The organism is Campylobacter sp. JH23, assembly GCF_017846595.1.
Taxonomy (GTDB): Bacteria; Campylobacterota; Campylobacteria; order Campylobacterales; family Campylobacteraceae; genus Campylobacter_D; species Campylobacter_D coli.
This window is the reverse complement of record NZ_JAEQBP010000002.1, coordinates 25,700-45,997: the sequence shown is the minus strand read 5'-3', so window position 1 is coordinate 45,997 and position 20,298 is coordinate 25,700. Positions and strand designations below refer to the sequence as shown.

Annotated in this window: 17 protein-coding genes and 1 tRNA gene; 16 read left to right on the top strand and 2 right to left on the bottom strand. The window is 32.5% G+C overall.

From position 1 onward, the window contains the following. Nucleotides 1-194: 194 nt before the first annotated feature. From KAR88_RS01850 to putP, 12 genes are all read left to right on the top strand, one after another. Nucleotides 195-896 carry a molecular chaperone TorD family protein gene (locus KAR88_RS01850; protein WP_002829595.1) on the top strand — a complete coding sequence of 234 codons (702 nt, stop codon included), beginning with the start codon at nucleotides 195-197 and terminating at the stop codon, nucleotides 894-896. Beyond that, nucleotides 871-1,062 (top strand): twin-arginine translocation signal domain-containing protein, encoded by a 192-nt coding sequence (locus tag KAR88_RS01845; protein WP_002779484.1) that lies wholly within the window; start codon nucleotides 871-873, stop codon nucleotides 1,060-1,062. The genes KAR88_RS01850 and KAR88_RS01845 overlap by 26 nt, the downstream gene beginning before the upstream one ends. Further along, a complete protein-coding gene (locus tag KAR88_RS01840; RefSeq protein WP_079254393.1) occupies nucleotides 1,062-3,866 on the top strand; it encodes a molybdopterin-dependent oxidoreductase in 2,805 nt (934 codons plus the stop codon). The genes KAR88_RS01845 and KAR88_RS01840 overlap by 1 nt, the downstream gene beginning before the upstream one ends. Nucleotides 3,867-3,869: 3 nt before the next feature. Further along, nucleotides 3,870-4,511: a formate dehydrogenase FDH3 subunit beta gene (gene fdh3B / locus KAR88_RS01835; protein ID WP_002779352.1), complete on the top strand. Its 642-nt coding sequence runs from the start codon at nucleotides 3,870-3,872 to the stop codon at nucleotides 4,509-4,511. Beyond that, nucleotides 4,508-5,440 (top strand): formate dehydrogenase subunit gamma, encoded by a 933-nt coding sequence (locus KAR88_RS01830; protein ID WP_002822573.1) that lies wholly within the window; start codon nucleotides 4,508-4,510, stop codon nucleotides 5,438-5,440. Before fdh3B ends, KAR88_RS01830 begins: the two co-directional genes overlap by 4 nt. Nucleotides 5,441-5,636: 196 nt before the next feature. Further along, on the top strand, nucleotides 5,637-6,419 hold the full coding sequence (gene fdhD / locus KAR88_RS01825; protein WP_002822572.1) for a formate dehydrogenase accessory sulfurtransferase FdhD: 783 nt from the start codon (nucleotides 5,637-5,639) through the stop codon (nucleotides 6,417-6,419). Then, entirely contained in the window at nucleotides 6,412-7,149 is a 738-nt protein-coding gene (locus tag KAR88_RS01820) for a winged helix-turn-helix domain-containing protein (protein ID WP_002822570.1), read from the top strand. Before fdhD ends, KAR88_RS01820 begins: the two co-directional genes overlap by 8 nt. Before the next feature lie 115 nt (nucleotides 7,150-7,264). Then, the gene (gene ccaA / locus KAR88_RS01815; RefSeq protein ID WP_002822567.1) at nucleotides 7,265-9,367 is read left to right on the top strand and encodes an aspartate chemotaxis receptor CcaA; all 2,103 of its coding nucleotides are present in this window, start codon (nucleotides 7,265-7,267) and stop codon (nucleotides 9,365-9,367) included. A 110-nt stretch (nucleotides 9,368-9,477) separates the two neighbouring features. Further along, a complete protein-coding gene (gene yedF / locus KAR88_RS01810) occupies nucleotides 9,478-10,050 on the top strand; it encodes a sulfurtransferase-like selenium metabolism protein YedF (RefSeq protein ID WP_002829591.1) in 573 nt (190 codons plus the stop codon). A 9-nt stretch (nucleotides 10,051-10,059) separates the two neighbouring features. Next, on the top strand, nucleotides 10,060-11,082 hold the full coding sequence (gene selD / locus KAR88_RS01805) for a selenide, water dikinase SelD (protein ID WP_079264131.1): 1,023 nt from the start codon (nucleotides 10,060-10,062) through the stop codon (nucleotides 11,080-11,082). Between the two features lie 137 nt (nucleotides 11,083-11,219). Next, on the top strand, nucleotides 11,220-14,723 hold the full coding sequence (locus KAR88_RS01800) for a proline dehydrogenase family protein (RefSeq protein ID WP_032686110.1): 3,504 nt from the start codon (nucleotides 11,220-11,222) through the stop codon (nucleotides 14,721-14,723). Between the two features lie 14 nt (nucleotides 14,724-14,737). Beyond that, a complete protein-coding gene (gene putP / locus KAR88_RS01795; protein ID WP_002779345.1) occupies nucleotides 14,738-16,219 on the top strand; it encodes a sodium/proline symporter PutP in 1,482 nt (493 codons plus the stop codon). Nucleotides 16,220-16,360: 141 nt separating this feature from the next. Here putP and yedF (KAR88_RS01790) read toward each other — a convergent pair whose 3' ends face one another. Both yedF (KAR88_RS01790) and yedE read right to left on the bottom strand, forming a co-directional pair. Then, a complete protein-coding gene (gene yedF, locus KAR88_RS01790; protein ID WP_002779343.1) occupies nucleotides 16,361-16,588 on the bottom strand; it encodes a sulfurtransferase-like selenium metabolism protein YedF in 228 nt (75 codons plus the stop codon). A 3-nt stretch (nucleotides 16,589-16,591) separates the two neighbouring features. Beyond that, nucleotides 16,592-17,803 carry a selenium metabolism membrane protein YedE/FdhT gene (yedE, locus tag KAR88_RS01785; RefSeq protein WP_057037242.1) on the bottom strand — a complete coding sequence of 404 codons (1,212 nt, stop codon included), beginning with the start codon at nucleotides 17,801-17,803 and terminating at the stop codon, nucleotides 16,592-16,594. A 156-nt stretch (nucleotides 17,804-17,959) separates the two neighbouring features. Between yedE and KAR88_RS01780 the strand changes: the two genes are divergently transcribed. The 4 genes from KAR88_RS01780 (at nucleotide 17,960) to KAR88_RS01765 (ending at nucleotide 20,262) form a co-directional block, all read left to right on the top strand. After that, nucleotides 17,960-18,054: transfer RNA gene (locus KAR88_RS01780), tRNA-Sec, on the top strand. A 21-nt stretch (nucleotides 18,055-18,075) separates the two neighbouring features. Continuing rightward, nucleotides 18,076-19,326, top strand: coding sequence for an adenylosuccinate synthase (locus KAR88_RS01775; RefSeq protein ID WP_053875467.1), 1,251 nt, complete (start codon nucleotides 18,076-18,078; stop codon nucleotides 19,324-19,326). Continuing rightward, nucleotides 19,323-19,751: a flagellar export protein FliJ gene (locus tag KAR88_RS01770; protein ID WP_002779340.1), complete on the top strand. Its 429-nt coding sequence runs from the start codon at nucleotides 19,323-19,325 to the stop codon at nucleotides 19,749-19,751. Before KAR88_RS01775 ends, KAR88_RS01770 begins: the two co-directional genes overlap by 4 nt. Next, on the top strand, nucleotides 19,744-20,262 hold the full coding sequence (locus tag KAR88_RS01765; protein ID WP_002779339.1) for a MotE family protein: 519 nt from the start codon (nucleotides 19,744-19,746) through the stop codon (nucleotides 20,260-20,262). The genes KAR88_RS01770 and KAR88_RS01765 overlap by 8 nt, the downstream gene beginning before the upstream one ends. The last annotated feature ends 36 nt before the right edge of the window (nucleotides 20,263-20,298 follow it).

The following is a 20,298-nucleotide window of genomic DNA, read 5'->3' as shown; positions in this document are numbered from 1 at the left end:
AGGCTTTTAAAGCTAAATTCTATTTTTTCAGATTAGGCAGATTTTTAAGAAAATTTCAGTTTATTTTAAAACAAATCATATTAAGATAAATCAGTCAAAAATAAGGATTAAGAAGGAAAATTAGGTGTAATTTGCATAATATTATTTTGCAAATTATTTAACGGCAAATCTTCAAAAATTTGAATGAGTTAAAAATGGATTTAGAAAAACTAAGATTAGCTAGAAGTCTTTATTATCAGTGCTTAGGAGAACTTTTCGTTTTTTCATTTTCTGAAAATAGATTGTGTAACTTAAAAGCTTATTTAGAAGCTATGCAAGAGGGTTTATTTGATGAAAGTTTAAGAACAAGCTTTGAAATTTTACTTCGTAATTTACAAGATGCACAAGATCTTCAAGCATTTTATAAAGAATACGATGAGCTTTTTTTAGCACTTAAAAACACTATTCCTATGACTTTTTCTTACATAGAAGAAGGCTTTGAAAATTCAAAAGCATTGCTTAATGTAAGGCAGATTTTAGCTAAAAGCACAATCCGCCGCAATGAAAAAATTTTTAAAGAAGCTGAAGATAGTGTAGGATTTTGTTTTGTTTTAATGAGTGAATTTCTAAAAAATAAGGAAGATGAACTTGCTAAGGCATTGTTTGAAAAAGTCATCAATCAAAGCATTGATGAATTTTTAATGCTTATTTTTTCAAATTCAAAAGCGAAGCTTTATAAAGAAATAGCAAATATTGCTGCGCAGTTTATAGAATTTGAAAGATATTGTTTTGAACTTGAAAAACCTACTATAAAACCTTCTAAGAAAGTTCAAAATGATTTATCTCGTTCTGAATTTTTAAGAAGAGAAGCAAATAAACAAAGGAGATCTCGTGAAAAATCGCAGGGAATTTCTTAAAAAATCTGCTATTGCTTTGGGTACTGCAAGTCTTTTAGGCGGTGCAAGTGTAGCTTTTGGGCAAGATGAAGAAAGAAAGGATCTTGTTAGAGGCAAAAGCAAAAAGAAGGAAGTGCTTTATCAAAGAAGTGCTAATTGGGAAAAATATTATATGAGGGCTGAATAATGTCAAGTATGAATGAAACTATCAAGCTTAATCGCCGTTCTTTTCTTAAAATGGCCGCGCTTTCAAGTTTGGCAAGTCCGTTGCTAGCTAGAAGCGAAACTTTAAGAGAAGCAAATGCGGATGAATTAAAAGAAGCTTATGAAGGAAGTCAAAAGATTAAGAGTGTATGTACCGCATGTTCTGTAGGCTGCGGAATTATTGCAGAAGTTCAAAACGGAGTGTGGTTGCGCCAAGAAATCGCACAAGATCACCCTGTTAGCTCGGGAGGCCATTGCTGTAAGGGCTCTGATATGATCGATATGGTGCGTTCTCATGTGCGTTTAAAATACCCTATGAAAAAAGAAAATGGAGAATGGAAACGCATAAGTTATGAGCAAGCTTTAAGTGAGATCGGAGAAAAATTAGCAGCTTATCGTAAAGAAAATCCAGAAAGCGTTATGTTTTTAGGTTCTGCAAAACTAAACAATGAACAAGCTTATTATATAAGAAAATTCGCAGCATTTTTTGGAACCAATAATGTAGATCATCAAGCTAGAATTTGACACAGCGCAACAGTCGCCGGTGTGGCGAATACATTTGGTTATGGCGCTATGACAAACCATCTTGGAGATATTCAAAGAAGTAAATGTATTATTATTATTGGAGCAAATCCAGCAGTAAATCACCCTGTAGGTTTTAGACACTTCTTAAAAGCAAAAGAAAAAGGTGCTAAGCTTATCGTTGTAGATCCTAGATTTACAAAGAGTGCAGCAAAAGCAGATATTTATGCAAGAATTCGTCCAGGTACTGATATTGCTTTCATGTATGGAATGTTAAAAATCATTTTTGATGAAGGTTTAGAAGATACAAAATACCTTGATGAAAGAGTTTTTGGTATCGATAAAATTCGTGAAGAAGCTGCAAAATGGACTGCTGAAGAAGTAGAAAATGTAACAGGAATTTCTAAAGAACTCCTCATTCAAATCACTCATGAAGTAGCTAAAAATAAACCAACTACATTGATTTGGGCTATGGGCTTAACACAGCACACCGTAGGAACTTCAAATACGCGTTTAGCACCTATAGTACAAATGGTTTTAGGAAATATAGGTAAATTCGGCGGCGGGGTAAATATTTTACGCGGACACGATAATGTGCAAGGTGCTTCAGATATGGCGTGTTTGAGTGAAAATTTACCAGGCTATTATCCTTTAAATGAAGCGACTTGGAGATATTATGCTAAGATTTGGGGCGTTGATTATGAGTGGCTTTTAGGAAATTTTGTAAGTAAAGATTGGATGCATAAAACTGGACTTTCACTTGCTAGATGGTGGGCTGCAGCCTTAAATGGCAAAGATGGAAATGATAAAGTGGATAATGCAGGAACGTCTTTGAAAGCTTTGGTGGTAATGGGAAATGGTATCACTTCGACTGCACAGCAAGCTAAAGTTAAAGAAGGTTTGGAAGCTTTAGAACTTTTGGTTTTAGCTGATCCTTTTGTCAATGAAGCAGGAATTATTGCAGAAAGAAAAGATGGAATTTATCTTTTACCTGCTGCAACGCAGTTTGAAACAAGTGGAAGCGTAACAGCTACAAATCGTAGCGGACAATGGAGATTTAAGGTTATAGATCCACTTTATGAAAGCAAAGAAGATCAAGAAATTTTATTTGAGCTTGCCAAAAAATTAGGTTTTTATGAAGACTTTACTAAAACCTTACGCGATGAAAATGGCAAGATTGTTTGGCCTGAAAATGCTACTAGAGAAATTGCAAGTGCAGTTAGAAGTATAGGACTTAATGGTTGGAGCCCTGAAAGACTTAAAAAACATACTTTAAATTGGGATAAATTTGATGAGGTGACTTTAGAAGGCAAAGACGAATTAGCGGGTGAATACTACGGACTTCCTTGGCCTTGTTGGAGTGATAAACATCCAGGATCTCCTGTGCTTTATAATACCGATATCGAAGTAGCAAAAGGTGGTATGGGATTTAGAAATAATTTCGGACTTGAGTATGAGGGTGAAAATTTATTGGCTAAAAATGCTCCGATAAATTCACCTATAGATACAGGCTATCCACAAATTACTAAAGATAATATAGAAAAAGTTTTAGGTATTACTTTAAGTGCCCAAGAAAAAGAAAAAATGGGTGCAATTTGGTCTTATGATGATAGTAATATCATAGCGACTAAATGTATAGAAAAAGGTATAGTGCCTTATGGAAATGCTAAAGCTAGGGCTGTGGTTTGGACATTTAAAGATCAAATTCCACTTCACCGCGAGCCGCTTCATTCTCCAAGAAATGATTTGGTGCAAAAATATCCTAGTTTTGAGGATCAAAAAGCGCTTTATCGTGTGGATACAAAATTTGTTTCTGTGCAAAAGGCTAAGGATTATTCAAAAGAATTCCCACTCAACCTAGTCACAGCAAGACTTGTAAATTTAAATGGTGCGGGTATGGAAAATAGAGCTTCAATGTATCTTACTCGCTTGACACCTGAGATGTTTTGTGAGATAAATCCTGAGCTTGCAAGTGAGCAAAAAATTAAAGCAGGGGATATGATTTGGGTGCATTCTCCAGAAGGAACTAAAATTCATGTGAGAGTCAAGCTCAATCCAGGTGTAGCAAAAGATATGATTTTCTTACCTTTCCATTTTACAGGTGTGATGCAAGGTGTGGATTTAACACACAATTTCCCTGAAGGAACTAAACCTTATGCAAGTGGAGAAAGTGCAAATACGGTTACAAATTATGGTTATGACATTATGTGTCAAATTCCTGAAACCAAGGGCGGCTTATGCCGTATCTCAAAAGATGGGGTGTAAAAGATGAGTAAGGTAAATTTTGCAAATTTAGAAAAAGAACGCTTGAAATTCTTTTGTGACAATGAGCGTTGTATCGATTGTAATGGATGTTCGGTAGCTTGTGATGAAGCACATGAACTTCCTATTAATATCCGTCGTCGTCGTGTCATCACCCTTAATGAAGGAGTACAAGGAAAAGAAGTTTCTACTTCGATTTCTTGTATGCATTGTGATGATGCACCTTGTGCTATAGTTTGCCCTGTGGATTGTTTTTATATCCGTGCAGATGGTATTGTTTTACATGATAAAGAAATTTGTATAGGTTGTGGTTATTGTCTTTACGCTTGTCCTTTTGGTGCTCCACAATTTCCAAAAGATAGCGTATTTGGTAACAAAGGCATTATGGATAAATGTACGATGTGTGCAGGTGGACCTGAAAGTACAAATTCAGAAAAAGAAAGAGAGCTTTATGGGCAAAATCGTATCGCTGAAGGAAAAGTACCTGTATGTGCAGCTATGTGTTCAACAAAAGCACTTTTAGTAGGTGAAAGCTCTAAGATAGAAGAAATTTATCATAGTAGATTGCAAAGTAGGGGTTATGGAATTGCTAATCCTTCACAAAGCATAGAATGGAAAATTGCTTACATAGGAAAGGAACGCTTATGAGAAAAGTATTTGTAACGCTTTTATTAAGCGTAGTGAGTTTATTTGCTTATGGTAGTGAGAGAATGGGACAAGATACTCAAATTTGGGATTTTCATCGTATTACAAATATCCCAAATTATGATACTTTTGGCAAACTTTGGACAACTTTGCAAGGTGAATATATAGCTACTATAGCTTTAATCGCTGTTATTGCGGTATTATCTGCATTTGCTTTGCATTATATGGTTATAGGACCTAAGCAATTTTCACACGATGGAAAGAAAATTTATGCTTTTACATTATTTGAAAGACTTTTTCATTTTATCGCGGCAATTTCTTGGGTGATTTTAGTGCCTACGGGTTTTGTGATGATGTTTGGGGCGACTTTTGGAGGCGGACTTTTTGTAAGGGTTTGTAAAAATTTACATGCTTTTGCAACGGTTTTATTTATCATCTCTATAATCCCTATGTTTTTATGGTGGATTAAAAGAATGCTTCCTGCAAGTTATGATATCAGATGGATGATGATAGTAGGTGGTTATTTAAGCAAAGTAAAACGCCCTGTACCTGCAGGTAAGTTTAATTTTGGGCAAAAATCTTGGTATTATATAGCTGTATTTGGTGGATTTTTGATGATAATTACAGGTGGATTTATGTATTTTCTTGATTTTAATTCTACTGCCATTCAAGGCCTTTTTGGTTTAACACAAATTGAGCTTTTAAGACTTTCAGCTATTATTCATAATTTCTTGGGAATCATTTGTGCGGTATTCTTTGGAATTCACATTTATATGGCTGTATTTGCTATTAAAGGAAGTATTCATTCTATGGTAAGTGGATATAAAGAAGAAGAAGAGGTTTATATTTTACATAGCTATTGGTATAAAGAATTAAGCAATAAAAAGCAAATTGAACCTAGTTTTTCTTATGATCCTAATGTAAAAATTTAAAATTTTATTCTATGAAAATCTCTTAAAAATTTTTTGGGAGATTTTCACAAATTTTTTTAAGTCTAAATTTTATAAAAAATACTTTTAATTATCAAAAATGCATAAAATGAAATGCCTATTTTTTCATATATTGCTTATAATTATATTTTTTTGATATAATACTTTTATAATTTTAATTTATATTAAAGAGAAGATGATGGAACCCTTATTTACAACTCAAATTTTAAAATATAAAGGCAAAGATTTATTTACTTGTGATGATACTTTAGTGCGTGAAATCAAGCTTGAAATTTTTATCAATGATGAAAAAGTAGGCGCTTTAATGGCAACTCCTGTAGATGAGCAAGCTTTGGCGGTGGGGTATTTGATGAGTGAAAATATCATTGCTAAGGTGTCTGATATAGAAAGCATAGAAACAAAAGATGATGGTATGAGTGTGCATATTAAAGCAAAGATTGATAAAGAAAATTTAGCAAAGCTTAATGCTGAAGGTGTAGTTATAAGTGGTTGCGGTAGAGCACATACTGCCAATATCGATCCAGAAGCTATTGAAGCGAGTAAAATTAGTTCTGATGCAAAATTTAGCAAAGATGAAATTTTAAAACAAATGAGTACTTTTTATACTCAATGCGAGCTTTACGAGAAAACAGGCTGTGTGCATACGGCTAAGCTTTTTGTAGATGAGAAAACTTTTTTTATAGGCGAAGATATAGCCCAACATAATACCATAGATAAAGCTTTAGGAAAAGCACGTTTAGCTGGGGTTGATTTAAGTCAATGTTTTTTAATGGTTAGTGGAAGGCTAAGTTCTGAAATGGTAGCTAAAGCAGTTATGCATAAAATTCCAGTGCTTGTTTCACGCACGGCTCCTACTTGTTTAGGGGTTATGATAGCAAGAAAATTTGATTTAACGCTTTGTGGTTTTGCTAGAGAAAATAAGATCAATATTTATAGTGGAGAATTTAGAATTCATGGATAAAAATCAAGAAAAAGAAATCATCTCATACATGAGAGAATTGTTAAATAGCAATGAAAAATTAGATTGTGGTACGGCTTTTAAAATTGCAAAGAAATTTAATATAAATATAGAAAAAATCGGACAATTAGCCGATGAAAATCACATGAGAATTGATAATTGCGAGTTGGGGCAATTTGGACATTTAGATTTTGAAAAAGCAAAGATTGAAGTGCTTAAAAAAATAGAACCTAGTTTAGATGAAAAGCGTAGAATTTTTTGTAAAGATGCAAGAGATATTGCTAAAGAAGGTTGTGGACTTAAAAGTATGCGTTCAGCTTTAAAAACTTATAAGGTTGATGTAAAGTATTGTCAACTTGGTTGTTTTAAAGAAAAAAAAGGTAAGCAATTTATAGTAAGAACAAAAACTTGGATTGAAAATGCGGATGGAGATTTGCTTTTTGGTCGAGGAAAAACAGAACTTTTAGAACTTATCGGACAAACAGGTAGTTTATTACATGCTTCTAAACTTATGGGGATTAATTATAAAAAAGCTTGGATGCATTTACAAACCTTACAAAAAAATTCTCAAGAAATTTTAGTTAGCACAAGACAAGGACGCTCTAAAGAATCAGGAACAAAACTTACTCCTAGAGCTATGGAATTGATGGAAAATTACTCTATTTTGCAAAAAGACATAGAAGAATACGCTAATAAACGCTTTAAAGAATTGTTTTTAAAAGGAAAAAAATAAATCTTCTATCAAAAAATACTAATACATAATTTTTTATAATTAATTAATTAATATTATTTTTTTAAAAATATGTTAAAATTAGAATCTAAATTTTTTATTTTTTAGGAGTTATAAGATGTTTAAATCTTTAAATATAGGTTTAAAACTTATTTTTTCTGTGGCAGCTGTTGTTGTTATTGGACTTGTTATTTTAATTTCATTAATCACAAAACAAGTAAGTCAAAATATTACCAAAAATACAGAAGATATTCTTGCTTCTATCACGAAAGAATATGCTACTCAAACTCAAGGAATTTTTGGGGAAATGATCGCTTTAAATAAAAGTATTTCAGGTACTTTAACAGAAATGTTTAGATCAACCTCTAAAGAAGATTTAGATATAGACAATATAACAAATATTATAACCAATACTTTTGATAATAGTGCTTATTCTAATTTTACTTATTTGTATCTTATTGATCCGCCAGAATACTTTAAAGAAGAGAGTAAATTTTTTAATACTCAAAGTGGAAAATTTGTTATGCTTTACGCTGATGAAGAAAAGGATAATAAAGGCGGAATAAAAGCAATACAAGCTAGTGATGAAATAGCTAATCTGCAAGTTGTGCAAGATATATTAAAAAAAGCAAAATATGGGGAAAATAAAGTATATATAGGCCGTCCTATTAAGATGAATTTAGAAGGTCAAGATTTTAATGCTGTAAATGTTGCTATGCCTATTTTTGATCGAAAAAATCAAGTTGTAGGTGTCATAGGCATGACTTTAGATTTTTCAGATATTGCTACTTATCTTTTAGACCCTAAAGGTCAAAAATATGATGGTGAATTAAGAGTTCTTTTAAATTCAGATGGTTTTATGGCGATACATCCAAATAAAAATCTAGTTTTAAAAAATTTAAAAGATGTCAATCCTAATAAAGGTGCACAAGAAACTTATAAGGCCATAAGTGAAGGAAAAAATGGAGTTTTTGACTATATAGCTTCTGATGGTGATGATTCTTATGCTGCGATTAATAGTTTTAAAGTGCAAGATAGTTCTTGGGCAGTTTTGGTAACTGCTCCTAAATATTCAGTATTTAAACCCTTAAAAAAATTACAATTAATTATTCTTGGTGCATCTTTTATTTTTATTTTTGTTGTTTTAGGAGTGGTTTATTATTGCGTAAGAAAAATTGTCGCATCTAGATTGCCTGTGATTCTTAGTTCTTTAGAATCATTTTTCCGTTTTTTAAATCATGAAAAAATTGAACCTAAGGCTATTGAAATTCGTGCTAATGATGAGTTAGGAGCAATGGGAAGAATCATAAATGAAAATATTGAAAAGATTCAAATATCTTTAGAACAAGATCAAAATGCTGTAGATGAATCGGTGCAAACTGCTAGAGAAATCGAAAAGGGTAATTTAACTGCAAGAATTACTAAAAATCCTATAAATCCTCAATTAGTAGAACTTAAAAATGTTCTTAATAGGATGCTTGATGTTTTACAAAGTAAAATTGGTTCTAATATGAATGAAATTAATAGAGTTTTTGATAGTTATAAGGCTCTTGATTTTAGTACAGAAGTATTTAATGCTAAAGGTGAAGTTGAGATTACAACTAATATTTTAGGCAAAGAAATTAAAAAGATGCTTGTAGCTTCTTCAAATTTTGCTAAAGATTTAGCCAATCAGTCAGAAGAGTTAAAAAATTCTATGCAAAAACTTGCTGATGGCTCTAATGCACAAGCGAGTTCTTTAGAACAATCGGCTGCAGCCGTAGAGGAGATTAATTCTTCTATGCAAAATGTAAGTGGAAAAACAGTTGAGGTTGCTTCACAAGCTGATGATATAAAAAATATTGTCAATGTGATTAAAGATATCGCTGAGCAAACGAATCTTCTTGCTTTAAATGCAGCTATTGAAGCTGCACGTGCTGGAGAACATGGGCGTGGTTTTGCAGTTGTTGCAGATGAGGTAAGACAGCTTGCGGAAAGAACAGGAAAATCCTTATCTGAAATCGAGGCAAATATTAATATACTTGTTCAAAGCGTAAATGAAGTAGCAGAATCTGTAAAAGAACAAACAGCAGGAATCACACAGATTAACGATGCTATAGCACAACTTGAAACTGTAACTAAGGAAAATGTCGAAGTTGCAAATGTCACCAATAATATAACAAATGAAGTCAATCAAATTGCTGCGGCAATTCTTGAAGATGTGAATAAAAAAAGATTTTAAAAAAGCTCATTTTTGAGCTTTTAAATTTTTTCTATATTATTTAAAATTTTTAAACACAAAACAAGTAATAAAATAATATTATTTTTCAAAGCTAATATCAAGGAAAAATAATGAAAATTGATTGTCGGAATCTATCTTGTCCTCAGCCTATAGTTGAAACAAAAAACGCTCTTGAAAAACTTCAAGAAAATGAAATTTTAGAAATTGTTTTAAATTCTATTATTTCAAAAAATAATGTTGTAAAATTTCTTAACTCTTTAAATTTAACCCCTGTTGTAGATGAAAATGCACAAGAGTTTTGCATCAAAGTACAAAAAAAGAATTTTGATTCTAGTGAAGTAAATATTCACGATTATAATGTTTTATTTTTAAAAGCCGACAAAGTGGGTGAGGGTGAATTGGGACAAAATTTACTTGTAGGATTTTTAAGTACCTTAAAAAATTTAGATCATGCTCCAAGTAAAATTCTTTGCGTAAATGAAAGTGTTTTAATCAATGTTGATGAAAATCATAAAGCACATTTAGCAATGAAAGAACTTGAAAAATTAGGTGTTGAGATTATAAGCTGTGGAGCTTGTTTAGAATTTTTTGGAAAGAGCAAGGAGCTTAAGATAGGAAGCATTGGCAATGCTTATGAGATTTTAAATGAGCTTTGTGGTAAAGCAAAAATCATTACTCTATAAGGAAAAACACTGCAATATAAAAATCAAAATTTAACGCATTTTGTTAAAGCAGCAGGCTGAGCAGCGAAATTAAGCCCGGGTGGTCTTAAAACAATTTTAAATTTCATGCAAACAAGCCCAGCTTTACTCAGTGATATCGGCAATAATGAAGACGCAAGTGTTTTTCAAATTAGTCCTGAATTAGCCTTAGTGCAAACGCTTGATTTCATCACACCTATAGTAGATAGTGCTTATCATTTTGGTGCTATTGCTGCAGCCAATGCCTTAAGTGATGTGTTTGCTATGGGTGCAGAGGTGATTAATGCTTTAAATATAGTGGGTTTTGATACTTGCCATCATGAATTAAATGTCTTGCAAGAATTATTACAAGGTGCAAATGACAAGGTTCAAGAATGTGGTGGCATTATCGTGGGTGGACATACTATAGAAAGTGGTGAGCTTTTCTTTGGACTTAGTGTAACAGGAAAGGTACACCCTAAAAAATTTATTGCTAATAATACCGCTAAAGAAGGGGATTTGATTCTTTTAACCAAGCCTCTAGGGACGGGTATTTTAAGTACAGCTTTAAAAGCTCAAATGTTAGAAGAAAAACATTTAGATCGTATGCTTGAAAGCATGATGGGTTTAAATTATAAATCCAGCCAAATTGCACTTCGTTTTGGGGTTAATGCGATGAGTGATGTTACGGGCTTTGGTTTCTTAGGACATTTAAGAGAAATGTTAAATGATAGCATTTCATTTATGATTTTTAAAGATAAACTTCCTTATTTAGAGGGCGTAAAAGAATATTTTGATATGGGTTTGATTCCTGGTGGAGCTTATAAAAATTTAGATTTCATTCAAGAGTTTTACCCTGGTTTAAATGAGGAAGATTTACTGCTTTGTGATCCTCAAACTTCAGGAGGGCTTTTAATTTCTATAGAAGAGAAAAAGGCTTTAGAATGTCTTAAGGCTTTAGAAGATGAAAATATTAAAGCCAAAATTGTTGCCAAAGCAGTAGCTAAACAAGATGATAGATTTATATTTTCTTAATTTTTGTTACTTATATACTCATAAAAACTTTTTTTAATCTTTTTTTATACATTTTTTAAAATTTAAAATATCATTTTTATTTTATCTGTAATATCATTTTCATTTAGAATACTATTTTATCCTTAGGAGATGTAAAAATGATACAAAAGTCCTTAGCTTTAGCTGAAGAATTACAAGGAAAAATAGAAGCAAACATTTCAAATTCTGAAAAAGAATTCCATGCTAAAATGCAAAAGCTTCTTAATAATCCTGAAAATAAAGTCATGCTGATCGAATTGCTTGACCGTTCTTTTAGATGTAAAGATAAAAGAGCAAGTTTTGAGCTTATTGAACATACTTTAAATAAGTATGGTATAGCAGATTTTTTTAGTGCCTTTGAGAAATTCTTACTCTTTAGCTTTTTAAATTTTGGTAAATTCGCACCTAATTTAAGTGTGCCATTTTTTGTAAAACATTTAAGAGAAGATACTAAAGCTATGGTTTTGGATGCAAATCCTAGTGTTTTAGAACCTCATATGCGCAAAAGAAAAGATCAAGATAATATCACTTTAAATGTGAATTTAATTGGCGAAGAGGTTTTAGGCGAAGCAGAAAGCAAATACCGCATTCAAAAATATGAAGAAGCTTTAAAATCAAGCTATATTACTTATATTTCGATTAAAATCACTACTATTTTTTCACAAATTAATATTATTGACTTTGAATACTCCAAGGATGAAGTGGTTAAAAGACTTGATCATCTTTATGCTTTAGCCTTAGAAGAAGAAAAAAAGCAGGGTGTGAGTAAATTTATCAATCTTGACATGGAAGAATTTAGAGATTTGGAACTAACCGTTGCTGCCTTTATGGAAAGTGTGTCTAAATTTGATATTAAAGCAGGTATTGTTTTACAAGCTTACATACCTGATTCTTATGAGTACCTTAAAAAACTTTTTGCCTTTTCAAAAGAAAGAGTTTTAAAAGGAATGAAGCCCATTAAAATTCGCTTTGTAAAAGGTGCAAACATGGAAAGCGAAGAGACGATTGCAAGTCAAAGAGGATGGGAGCTTCCTACTTTTTATAAAAAAATAGACACAGATAGCAATTATAACAAAATGCTTGATTTTGTTTTAGAGGGAGATAATTATAAATATATCAATGTGGGTATCGCAAGCCACAATATCTTTGAAATCGCTTATGCTTACACACGCATCAGTGAAGCAGGAGCTCTTGATTCTTTCACTTTTGAAATGCTTGAAGGTATGAGTTTGCAATGTTCTTATGAATTATCTAAAATGCATGATTTAATTCTTTATGCACCTGTTTGTGATGAAGCACATTTTAATAATGCCATTGCTTATCTTGTAAGACGCCTTGATGAAAATACAAGCGAAGATAATTTCATGAGATATTTTTTCAATCTCAAAGTTGGGGATAATAACTGGAATGTGCAAAAAGAACTTTTCTTAAAATCTTTAGAAGGAATTAAAACGCTTGATAATAGCACACACCGCACCCAAGATAGAAACAAAGCTCCAAATATAGTAAGTGCTTATGAAAGTGGAATGTTTAATAACGAAAGTGATACGGATTTTATTTTGCCACAAAATAGAGCATGGGCTAAAGTCATAAGAGCTAAATATGAAAATTTAGAAAATTATGATGTAATGCCTGTAATCGGAGATTTGGAATTTGATAAAAATACTTTAAATATTTTAGAAGTTAAAGATAAAATCAAAGATAGAATGATAGGAAAAGCTTATTTAGCAGGCGAAAATGAAATCAAAAAAGCTCTTAAAGTAGCTAAAAATTCTAATTTTAAAAATACAAGTTTTGATGAAATTCATGCTATTTTAGCTAAGGCTGCAAATTTGATGAGAGAGCGTCGTGGGGATTTGATAGGTTTGGCTGCACTTGAGGTGGGAAAAACTTTCTTAGAAATTGATCCAGAAGTAAGTGAGGCTATTGATTTTACTGAATTTTATCCGCATTCTTTAAAGATTTTAAGAGAGCAAAATAAAAATACTCAATTTAGCCCTAAAGGCATAGGAGTAACCATAGCTCCTTGGAATTTCCCTATAGGTATTTCAGTTGGAACCATAGCAGCACCATTAGCAGCGGGTAATATCGTAATTTATAAGCCTTCTTCGCTTTCAACTTTAACAGGCTATATGCTTTGTAAATGTTTTTGGGATGCAGGAATTAGTAAAGATGCTTTGATTTTCTTACCTTCAAAAGGAAGCGATATTTCTAAATATTTACTTGTTGATGAAGCAGTGAAATTCTCTATTCTTACAGGTGGAGAAGATACGGCTTATGCTATGCTTAAAGCAAATCCTACCTTACTTTTAAGCGCTGAAACGGGTGGTAAAAATGCTACGATTGTTTCTAAATTTGCAGATCGTGACAGCGCGATTAAAAATATTATCCATTCTGCTTTTAGCAACAGCGGTCAAAAATGCTCGGCTACTTCTTTGCTTGTTTTAGAGGAAGAAGTTTATGAAGATGAAGAATTTAAAAAGACTTTAGTAGATGCAGCTGCTTCTATGGCTGTAGGAAATCCTTTTGAATTTAAAAATAAATTAGGCACATTAGCAGATAAGCCTAGTGCTAAAGTAGAAAAAGCCTTAAATGAACTAGCGCCTTATGAAGAATGGGCTTTAAAACCTCAATTTTTAGAAAACAATCCTTATTTGATGACTCCAGGGATAAAATACGGCACCAAAAAAGGTGATTTCACTCATATGAATGAGCTTTTTGTACCGATTTTAAGTGTAATGAAAGCAAAAGATTTAAAAGAAGCTATAGAGATAGTCAATTCAACAGGCTATGGTCTTACTGCAGGATTTGAGAGCTTAGATGAAAGAGAATGGGAGTATTTTCACACTCATATAGAAGCAGGAAATATCTATATCAATAAACCTACAACAGGAGCTATAGTACTTCGTCAGCCTTTTGGTGGGGTGAAAAAATCTGCTATAGGTTTTGGTAGAAAAGTGGGAATTTATAATTACATAACCCAGTTTTTAGATATAAGCACAAGTGAAGCTGATGAGAATTTGCTCAATAACGAATTTGTTAAAACTTTAGAAAAAATAGATCTTGGCACAAATGAAGAAAATAAAAAAGCTTTAAACAATGCTATTTTGATGGCAAAATCTTATGCGTATCATTACAGAAATGAATTCAGTGTTTCAAAAGATTATGTCAATATACGCGGCGAGGATAATCTCTTTTCTTATACTAAGATTAAAAATTTAGCTTTTAGAGTGTGTGAGAATGATAATTTGCAAGATATTTTAGGAGTTATCATTGCAGCCAATATCTTAAATATCCCATTGAGCGTGAGCTATGAAGAAAACGATAAAATTTCTTTAGTAAAAGAACTTTGCAAAGCTATAAATCTAAACCTTGAAATCACAAATGAAAGCAAAGCTCAATTTGTTTCAAGATTGAAGAATTTTGAGAGAATTCGCTATCATGGAAAAGTGAGTGTGGAAGATGAAATTTATCAAGAAGCGGCAAAAGAAGCTAAGATTATTATCAGAGAAAAACCATTATTAAATGGTCGTTTTGAGCTTTTATTTTATCACAACGAAAAAGCTTTAAGTGTATCTTTCCATCGCTATGGAAATTTAGGCATTAGAGCGTTAAATCATTAAACCAAGGAGTAAAAATGGAAACAGTTCAAATTAATACCCCCATAGCGATAATGTTTGTGGCATATGCTGCTTTAATGCTTTATATAGGTTTTTATTTTTATAGGCAAAATAAAAATACAGAGGATTATTTCCTAGGTGGGCGTTCTTTAGGTCCTGTAGTTTCTGCACTAAGCGCAGGGGCTTCTGATATGAGCGGTTGGCTTTTAATGGGTTTGCCAGGGGCTTTGTATGCAAGTGGACTTATAGAGAGTTATATTGCTATAGGACTTAGCATCGGAGCTTTATTGAATTGGAGTTTTGTAGCAAAAAGACTTAGAATTTATACAAGTGTGATTGCAAATTCTATTACAATACCTGATTATTTCGAAACAAGATTTGATGATGATAAGCATATTTTGCGTATAGTTTGTGCGATTGTCATTTTGATATTTTTTACCTTTTATGTTTCATCAGGACTTGTGGGTGGAGCAAAATTATTTGAAGCAACTTTTGGTATAAGATATGAATATGCGCTTACTACTGGGACGCTTATTATCGTTGCTTATACTTTTTTAGGCGGATATAAAGCAGTTTGTTGGACGGATTTGCTTCAAGGACTTTTAATGATGGGTGCATTGATCGTTGTTCCTGCTGTTATGCTTTATCATTTAGGTGGTTTTGGTGAGGCTATGGCTGTTATAGAAGAAATTAAGCCTAATGCTTTATCCATGGGTGAGGGTATAGGAGCATTAAGCATTGTTTCTGCACTTGCTTGGGGCTTGGGATATTTTGGACAACCTCACATTTTGGTGCGCTTTATGTCTATTCGCTCTACTAAGGATATTCCTGCGGCTACCTTTGTAGGAATTTCTTGGATGGTGATTTCCTTGATAGGTGCTTGCTTTATAGGTCTTTTAGGGATAGCTTATGTGCATAAATTTGAGCTTACTCTTCAAGATCCTGAAAAAATCTTTATTGTAATGTCGCAACTTTTATTTAATCCATGGATAGCAGGTATTTTACTCAGTGCTATTTTGGCTGCTATTATGAGTACTGCAAGTTCACAACTTCTTGTATCAAGCTCTACCATAGCAGAGGATTTTTATAAAAGAATTTTCAACAAAGAAGCATCTAATAAAACTGTGATGAATTTGGGAAGAATAGGCGTTTTACTGGTAGCATTGGTTGCTTTTGTGATTTCAACAGATAAAGAATCAAGTGTTTTAAGTATTGTAGCTTATGCATGGGCAGGATTTGGAGCAAGTTTTGGTTCTGTAATGCTTTTCTCTTTATTTTGGAGCAGAATGACAAGAATAGGAGCGATTTTAGGTATGATAACAGGAGCTGTTATGGTTGTTCTTTGGAAAAATTATTTAGCAGAACTCTTTAATTTCCCTATTTATGAAATAGTTCCAGGCTTTGTAGCTGCTTCAGCAGTGATAATCATTGCAAGCTTACTTACTCAAGTACGCCCAGGAACTAAAGCTGCATATGAAAGAATGTTAAAAGAACTTTAAGATTTTTTAGAAAATGAGGATATTTGTTTAAATATCCTCCAAATTTCCTACTTTTTTATCTCAAAATGAAATTTTTTGCCCCAGCTTTTAAAATTAAAACTAGAGCAAAAGTTTATCAACTCTTTAAATTTGGAGCCAAATTTAAGGCTTTTGGATTAAGAACCGAAGTGTGGGACCATTTTGATCGATTTCAAGAATTTTAAAACCACGATTTTTTGCATCTTGAGGTATAGAATTGATACTTTGTGGACAATCGCAAAGCACTTCTAGGATTTCTCCGCTTTTAAGTTGCGGCAAGGCATCTAGCGTAGCAATAGCAGGATAAGGACAAGCTTCACCTTCTAAATTTAAAGTATAAGTAATTTTCATTTTTTATCCTTTTTGATTTAGTTTTTGAAAGAAGTGTTTTTTATAAAATAAAACACAAGCAAACATTAAAATAAAAAGAGCTAGATTTATGAAAAACCCACCCAAATTTCCAAATTCATTGAGCAAGTTAATTTTTACGCCCTCTTTGAAAGCGCTAGGTAAAAAGTCATAAGTTAGAGCCAAAATCATCGTTCCTATGATGTTTGCAATACCCACTATCATAAAATGACTTTGTCCCTCGCAAGCACGATAAGTCCATCCGCATTCACAACCCCCTGCGAAAACTATACCAAAACCAAATAAAAATGCCCCAATAGCCACAGCAGGAGAGAGTTCGATGAGTTTGCTATTGTGTCCATGTAAGATGAAAGCAAAAGCGATCAAAGAAGCGATTATCATACCGATTAAAGCGCCTTTTATAGCATTTTTCCTACCAAATAAGAATAAATCTCTAAAACAAGCAGTAAAACAAATTTGTCCTCTGGAGATGATAAAACCAAACGCAAAGCCAAAAATGAGTGCTAAAGCTAAAAGACTTTGTTTGCTTTGTGTGCTTATATTGCCATTAACAAGCACAAGATAAAACACCCATATTAAAAATGCTACAAAAAGAATACTACCTAAAACAAAATGAAATTTCGCACGCGAGTTTTGTTTGAGCAAAGGAATGTTTTCTTTATTTGCACATTGTAATTTTGCTTTAGGTTTAAAAAAGGAAGTGTTACAAAGTTTTACACCAAGATAAATTCCCAAAACCATAAAAACACCAAAAAACCAAGTATGCAGTGAAAAATAAGGCAAGCCTGTAAAAAAGTTTGCCAAGTTACACCCAAAGGCAAGTCTTGCGCCATAGCCTGAAAGAATTCCACCTACTATAGCTTGAAAGATTCTTATATTGCTAGCGGGTAAGCGAAATTTGACTTTGTTGGCTAAAAGTGCGGCTACTAAACAACCTATAAACATGCCTATAAGCATGATTCCATCGGTTCTCGTTAAAGGAGTACCATTTAAATTTTGCTTTTGATAATAAGAATATCCATTCAAATCCATACCTAAAAGCTCTAAAAATTCTCCACCCCAACGCGTCATTTCTCCCGTAACAGCCCAAACACCACCAAAAATTCCAAAGTATACTGCACTTAAAATTCCAAGTGTTATCATAGCACGGGAATTATCCCAAAAATTGATTAAATATTTTTGTTTAAAAGAATTCAAAGAAAGATCCTAAAAATGTAATCATCAAACCTTGATGCTAAAAAAAGAGTGAGATTATAACCTAATTTTAAACTAAAGTCAAAAATCAGTGATGCTTTGATAAAATTTGAAAATTTATTTTGTTTTTCATTTAAAAATAGCTATAATTATAACTTTGGAAGATTAGCGTATCTGGTGATCGTCACTGACTTCAAATCAGATGAAAGGGTAGTTGACTATTCTTTGGGGAGTTCGATTCTCTCATCTTCTCGCCGTAAAATTTAAGGAAAATAATGAGTAAAGCAGATATTATTGTTGGAATTCAATGGGGTGATGAAGGTAAAGGCAAAGTAGTAGATAAATTATGTGAAAATTATGACTATGTGTGTCGCAGTGCAGGGGGGCATAATGCAGGACATACCATTTGGGTAAATGGTGTAAGATACGCACTTCATCTTATGCCAAGTGGTGTTTTGCATTCAAGGTGTATTAATGTGATTGGCAATGGAGTTGTGGTTTCTCCTGAAGTATTGATTGCTGAAATGGCTCAATTTGAAAATTTAAAAGGTAGATTATATATCAGCGATAGAGCTCATTTAAATTTAAAACATCATTCTTTAATAGACATTGCAAAAGAAAAGCTCAAAGGCAAAAATGCCATAGGAACAACAGGTAAGGGTATAGGACCTTCTTATGCAGATAAGATTAATCGTACAGGACATAGAGTTGGAGAGCTTTTAGAACCACAAAGACTTTGCGAGGCTTTGATAAAAGATTTTGAAGCTAATAAAACTTTTTTTGAAATGCTTGAAATTGAAATTCCAAGTGCTGAAGAATTGCTTGCTGATTTAAAACGTTTTAATGAAATTTTAACTCCTTATATTACAGATACTACAAGAATGCTTTGGAAGGCTTTAGATGAAGATAAAAGAGTACTTTTAGAAGGAGCTCAGGGTTCTATGCTTGATATTGATCATGGAACTTATCCTTATGTTACAAGTTCAAGTACTATTTCAGCAGGCGCTTTAACAGGACTTGGGTTAAATCCTAAAGAAGCGGGAAATATTATAGGTATTGTAAAAGCTTATGCAACGCGTGTGGGAAATGGAGCTTTTCCTACTGAGGATAAGGGCGAAGATGGAGAAAAAATTGCGCAAATTGGAAAAGAGATTGGCGTAAGCACGGGACGCAAAAGACGCTGTGGATGGTTTGATGCGGTTGCTGTAAGATATACAGCAAGGCTTAATGGTCTTGATGCTTTATCTTTGATGAAGCTTGATGTTTTAGATGGTTTTGAAAAGATAAAAATTTGTCGTGCTTATGAATATAAGGGTATGGAAATCGACTATATACCAAGTGATTTAGAAAATGTTCAACCTATTTATGAAGAAATGGATGGTTGGGATAAAGTTTTTGGTATAAAAGATTATGATTTATTGCCAGAAAATGCTAAAAAATATATAGCAAGACTTGAAGAGCTTGCAGGGGTTAAGGTAAAGTATATTTCTACTAGCCCTGAAAGAGATGATACTATCATCTTATGAAAAGTAAATATAATTCTGTTGTAAAGGTAAGAAAACAACAACTTGATAAAGCAGAATCAAATCTTAATCAAGCCAAACAAAGACAGCTTGAACATGAAAAAGCTTATGAACTTTCACGCCAAGAGTGTGAAAGTTTAGGCGTATTGCCAAAATCAGGATCTATAGCAGAGTTAAGATCGAATTTAAGTATGGCGCAAGTAGGACGCGAGGCTTTGGCAAGAGCTAGGGAGAAAGTAGAACTTTCTAAAAAAGAAATGAATCATTATCAGTTTTTATATCAAAAAGCACATTTAGATTATGAAAAAATGAAGGTTTTAGAAGCCGAGGAAATTAAACAAAAGCAAAAAGAACTTGCCAAGGCTGAAGAAAAATTTTTAGATGAAATTGCAATCAGTCGTTTTTTCAAAGGAGAAAAAGATGATTAAAAAATTTATATTGTTAGTTTTTATTTCAAGTGTAGTTTTTGGAGCTGAACAAGATTGTGAGCAGTATTTTGAAGCTAGAAAAGCTCAAATTGAATTGCAAACTAGGGAATTTGATGAAGCAAGACAATCTTTAGAAGCTTATAAAGCTTCTTTTGAAGCTTTGCAAAAAGAAAGGCTTAAAGTCTTAAATCAAAGAGAAGCCGAAGTAAATGCGACTTTAGCACAGATTGAAAGTTTAAAAGAACAAAATACAAAACTTTTAGAAGAGCAGCAAAAAATTTTAAATTCTATCAATGAAAAAACAGAAGGTAGGATTAAAGAAATTTATTCGCAAATGAAAGATACTGCAATAGCTGATGTTTTAACCCAAATGGATGCTGAAGATGCGAGTAAAATCATGCTATCTTTAGAGTCTAGAAAAATTTCAGGAGTGCTTTCTAAAATGGATCCTGCAAAAGCGAGCGAATTGACCTTATTGCTAAAAAATATGGATAATAATAAAAGCAATTAAAAATTTAATTTTTTAACATTCTTTTACCAAAAATAT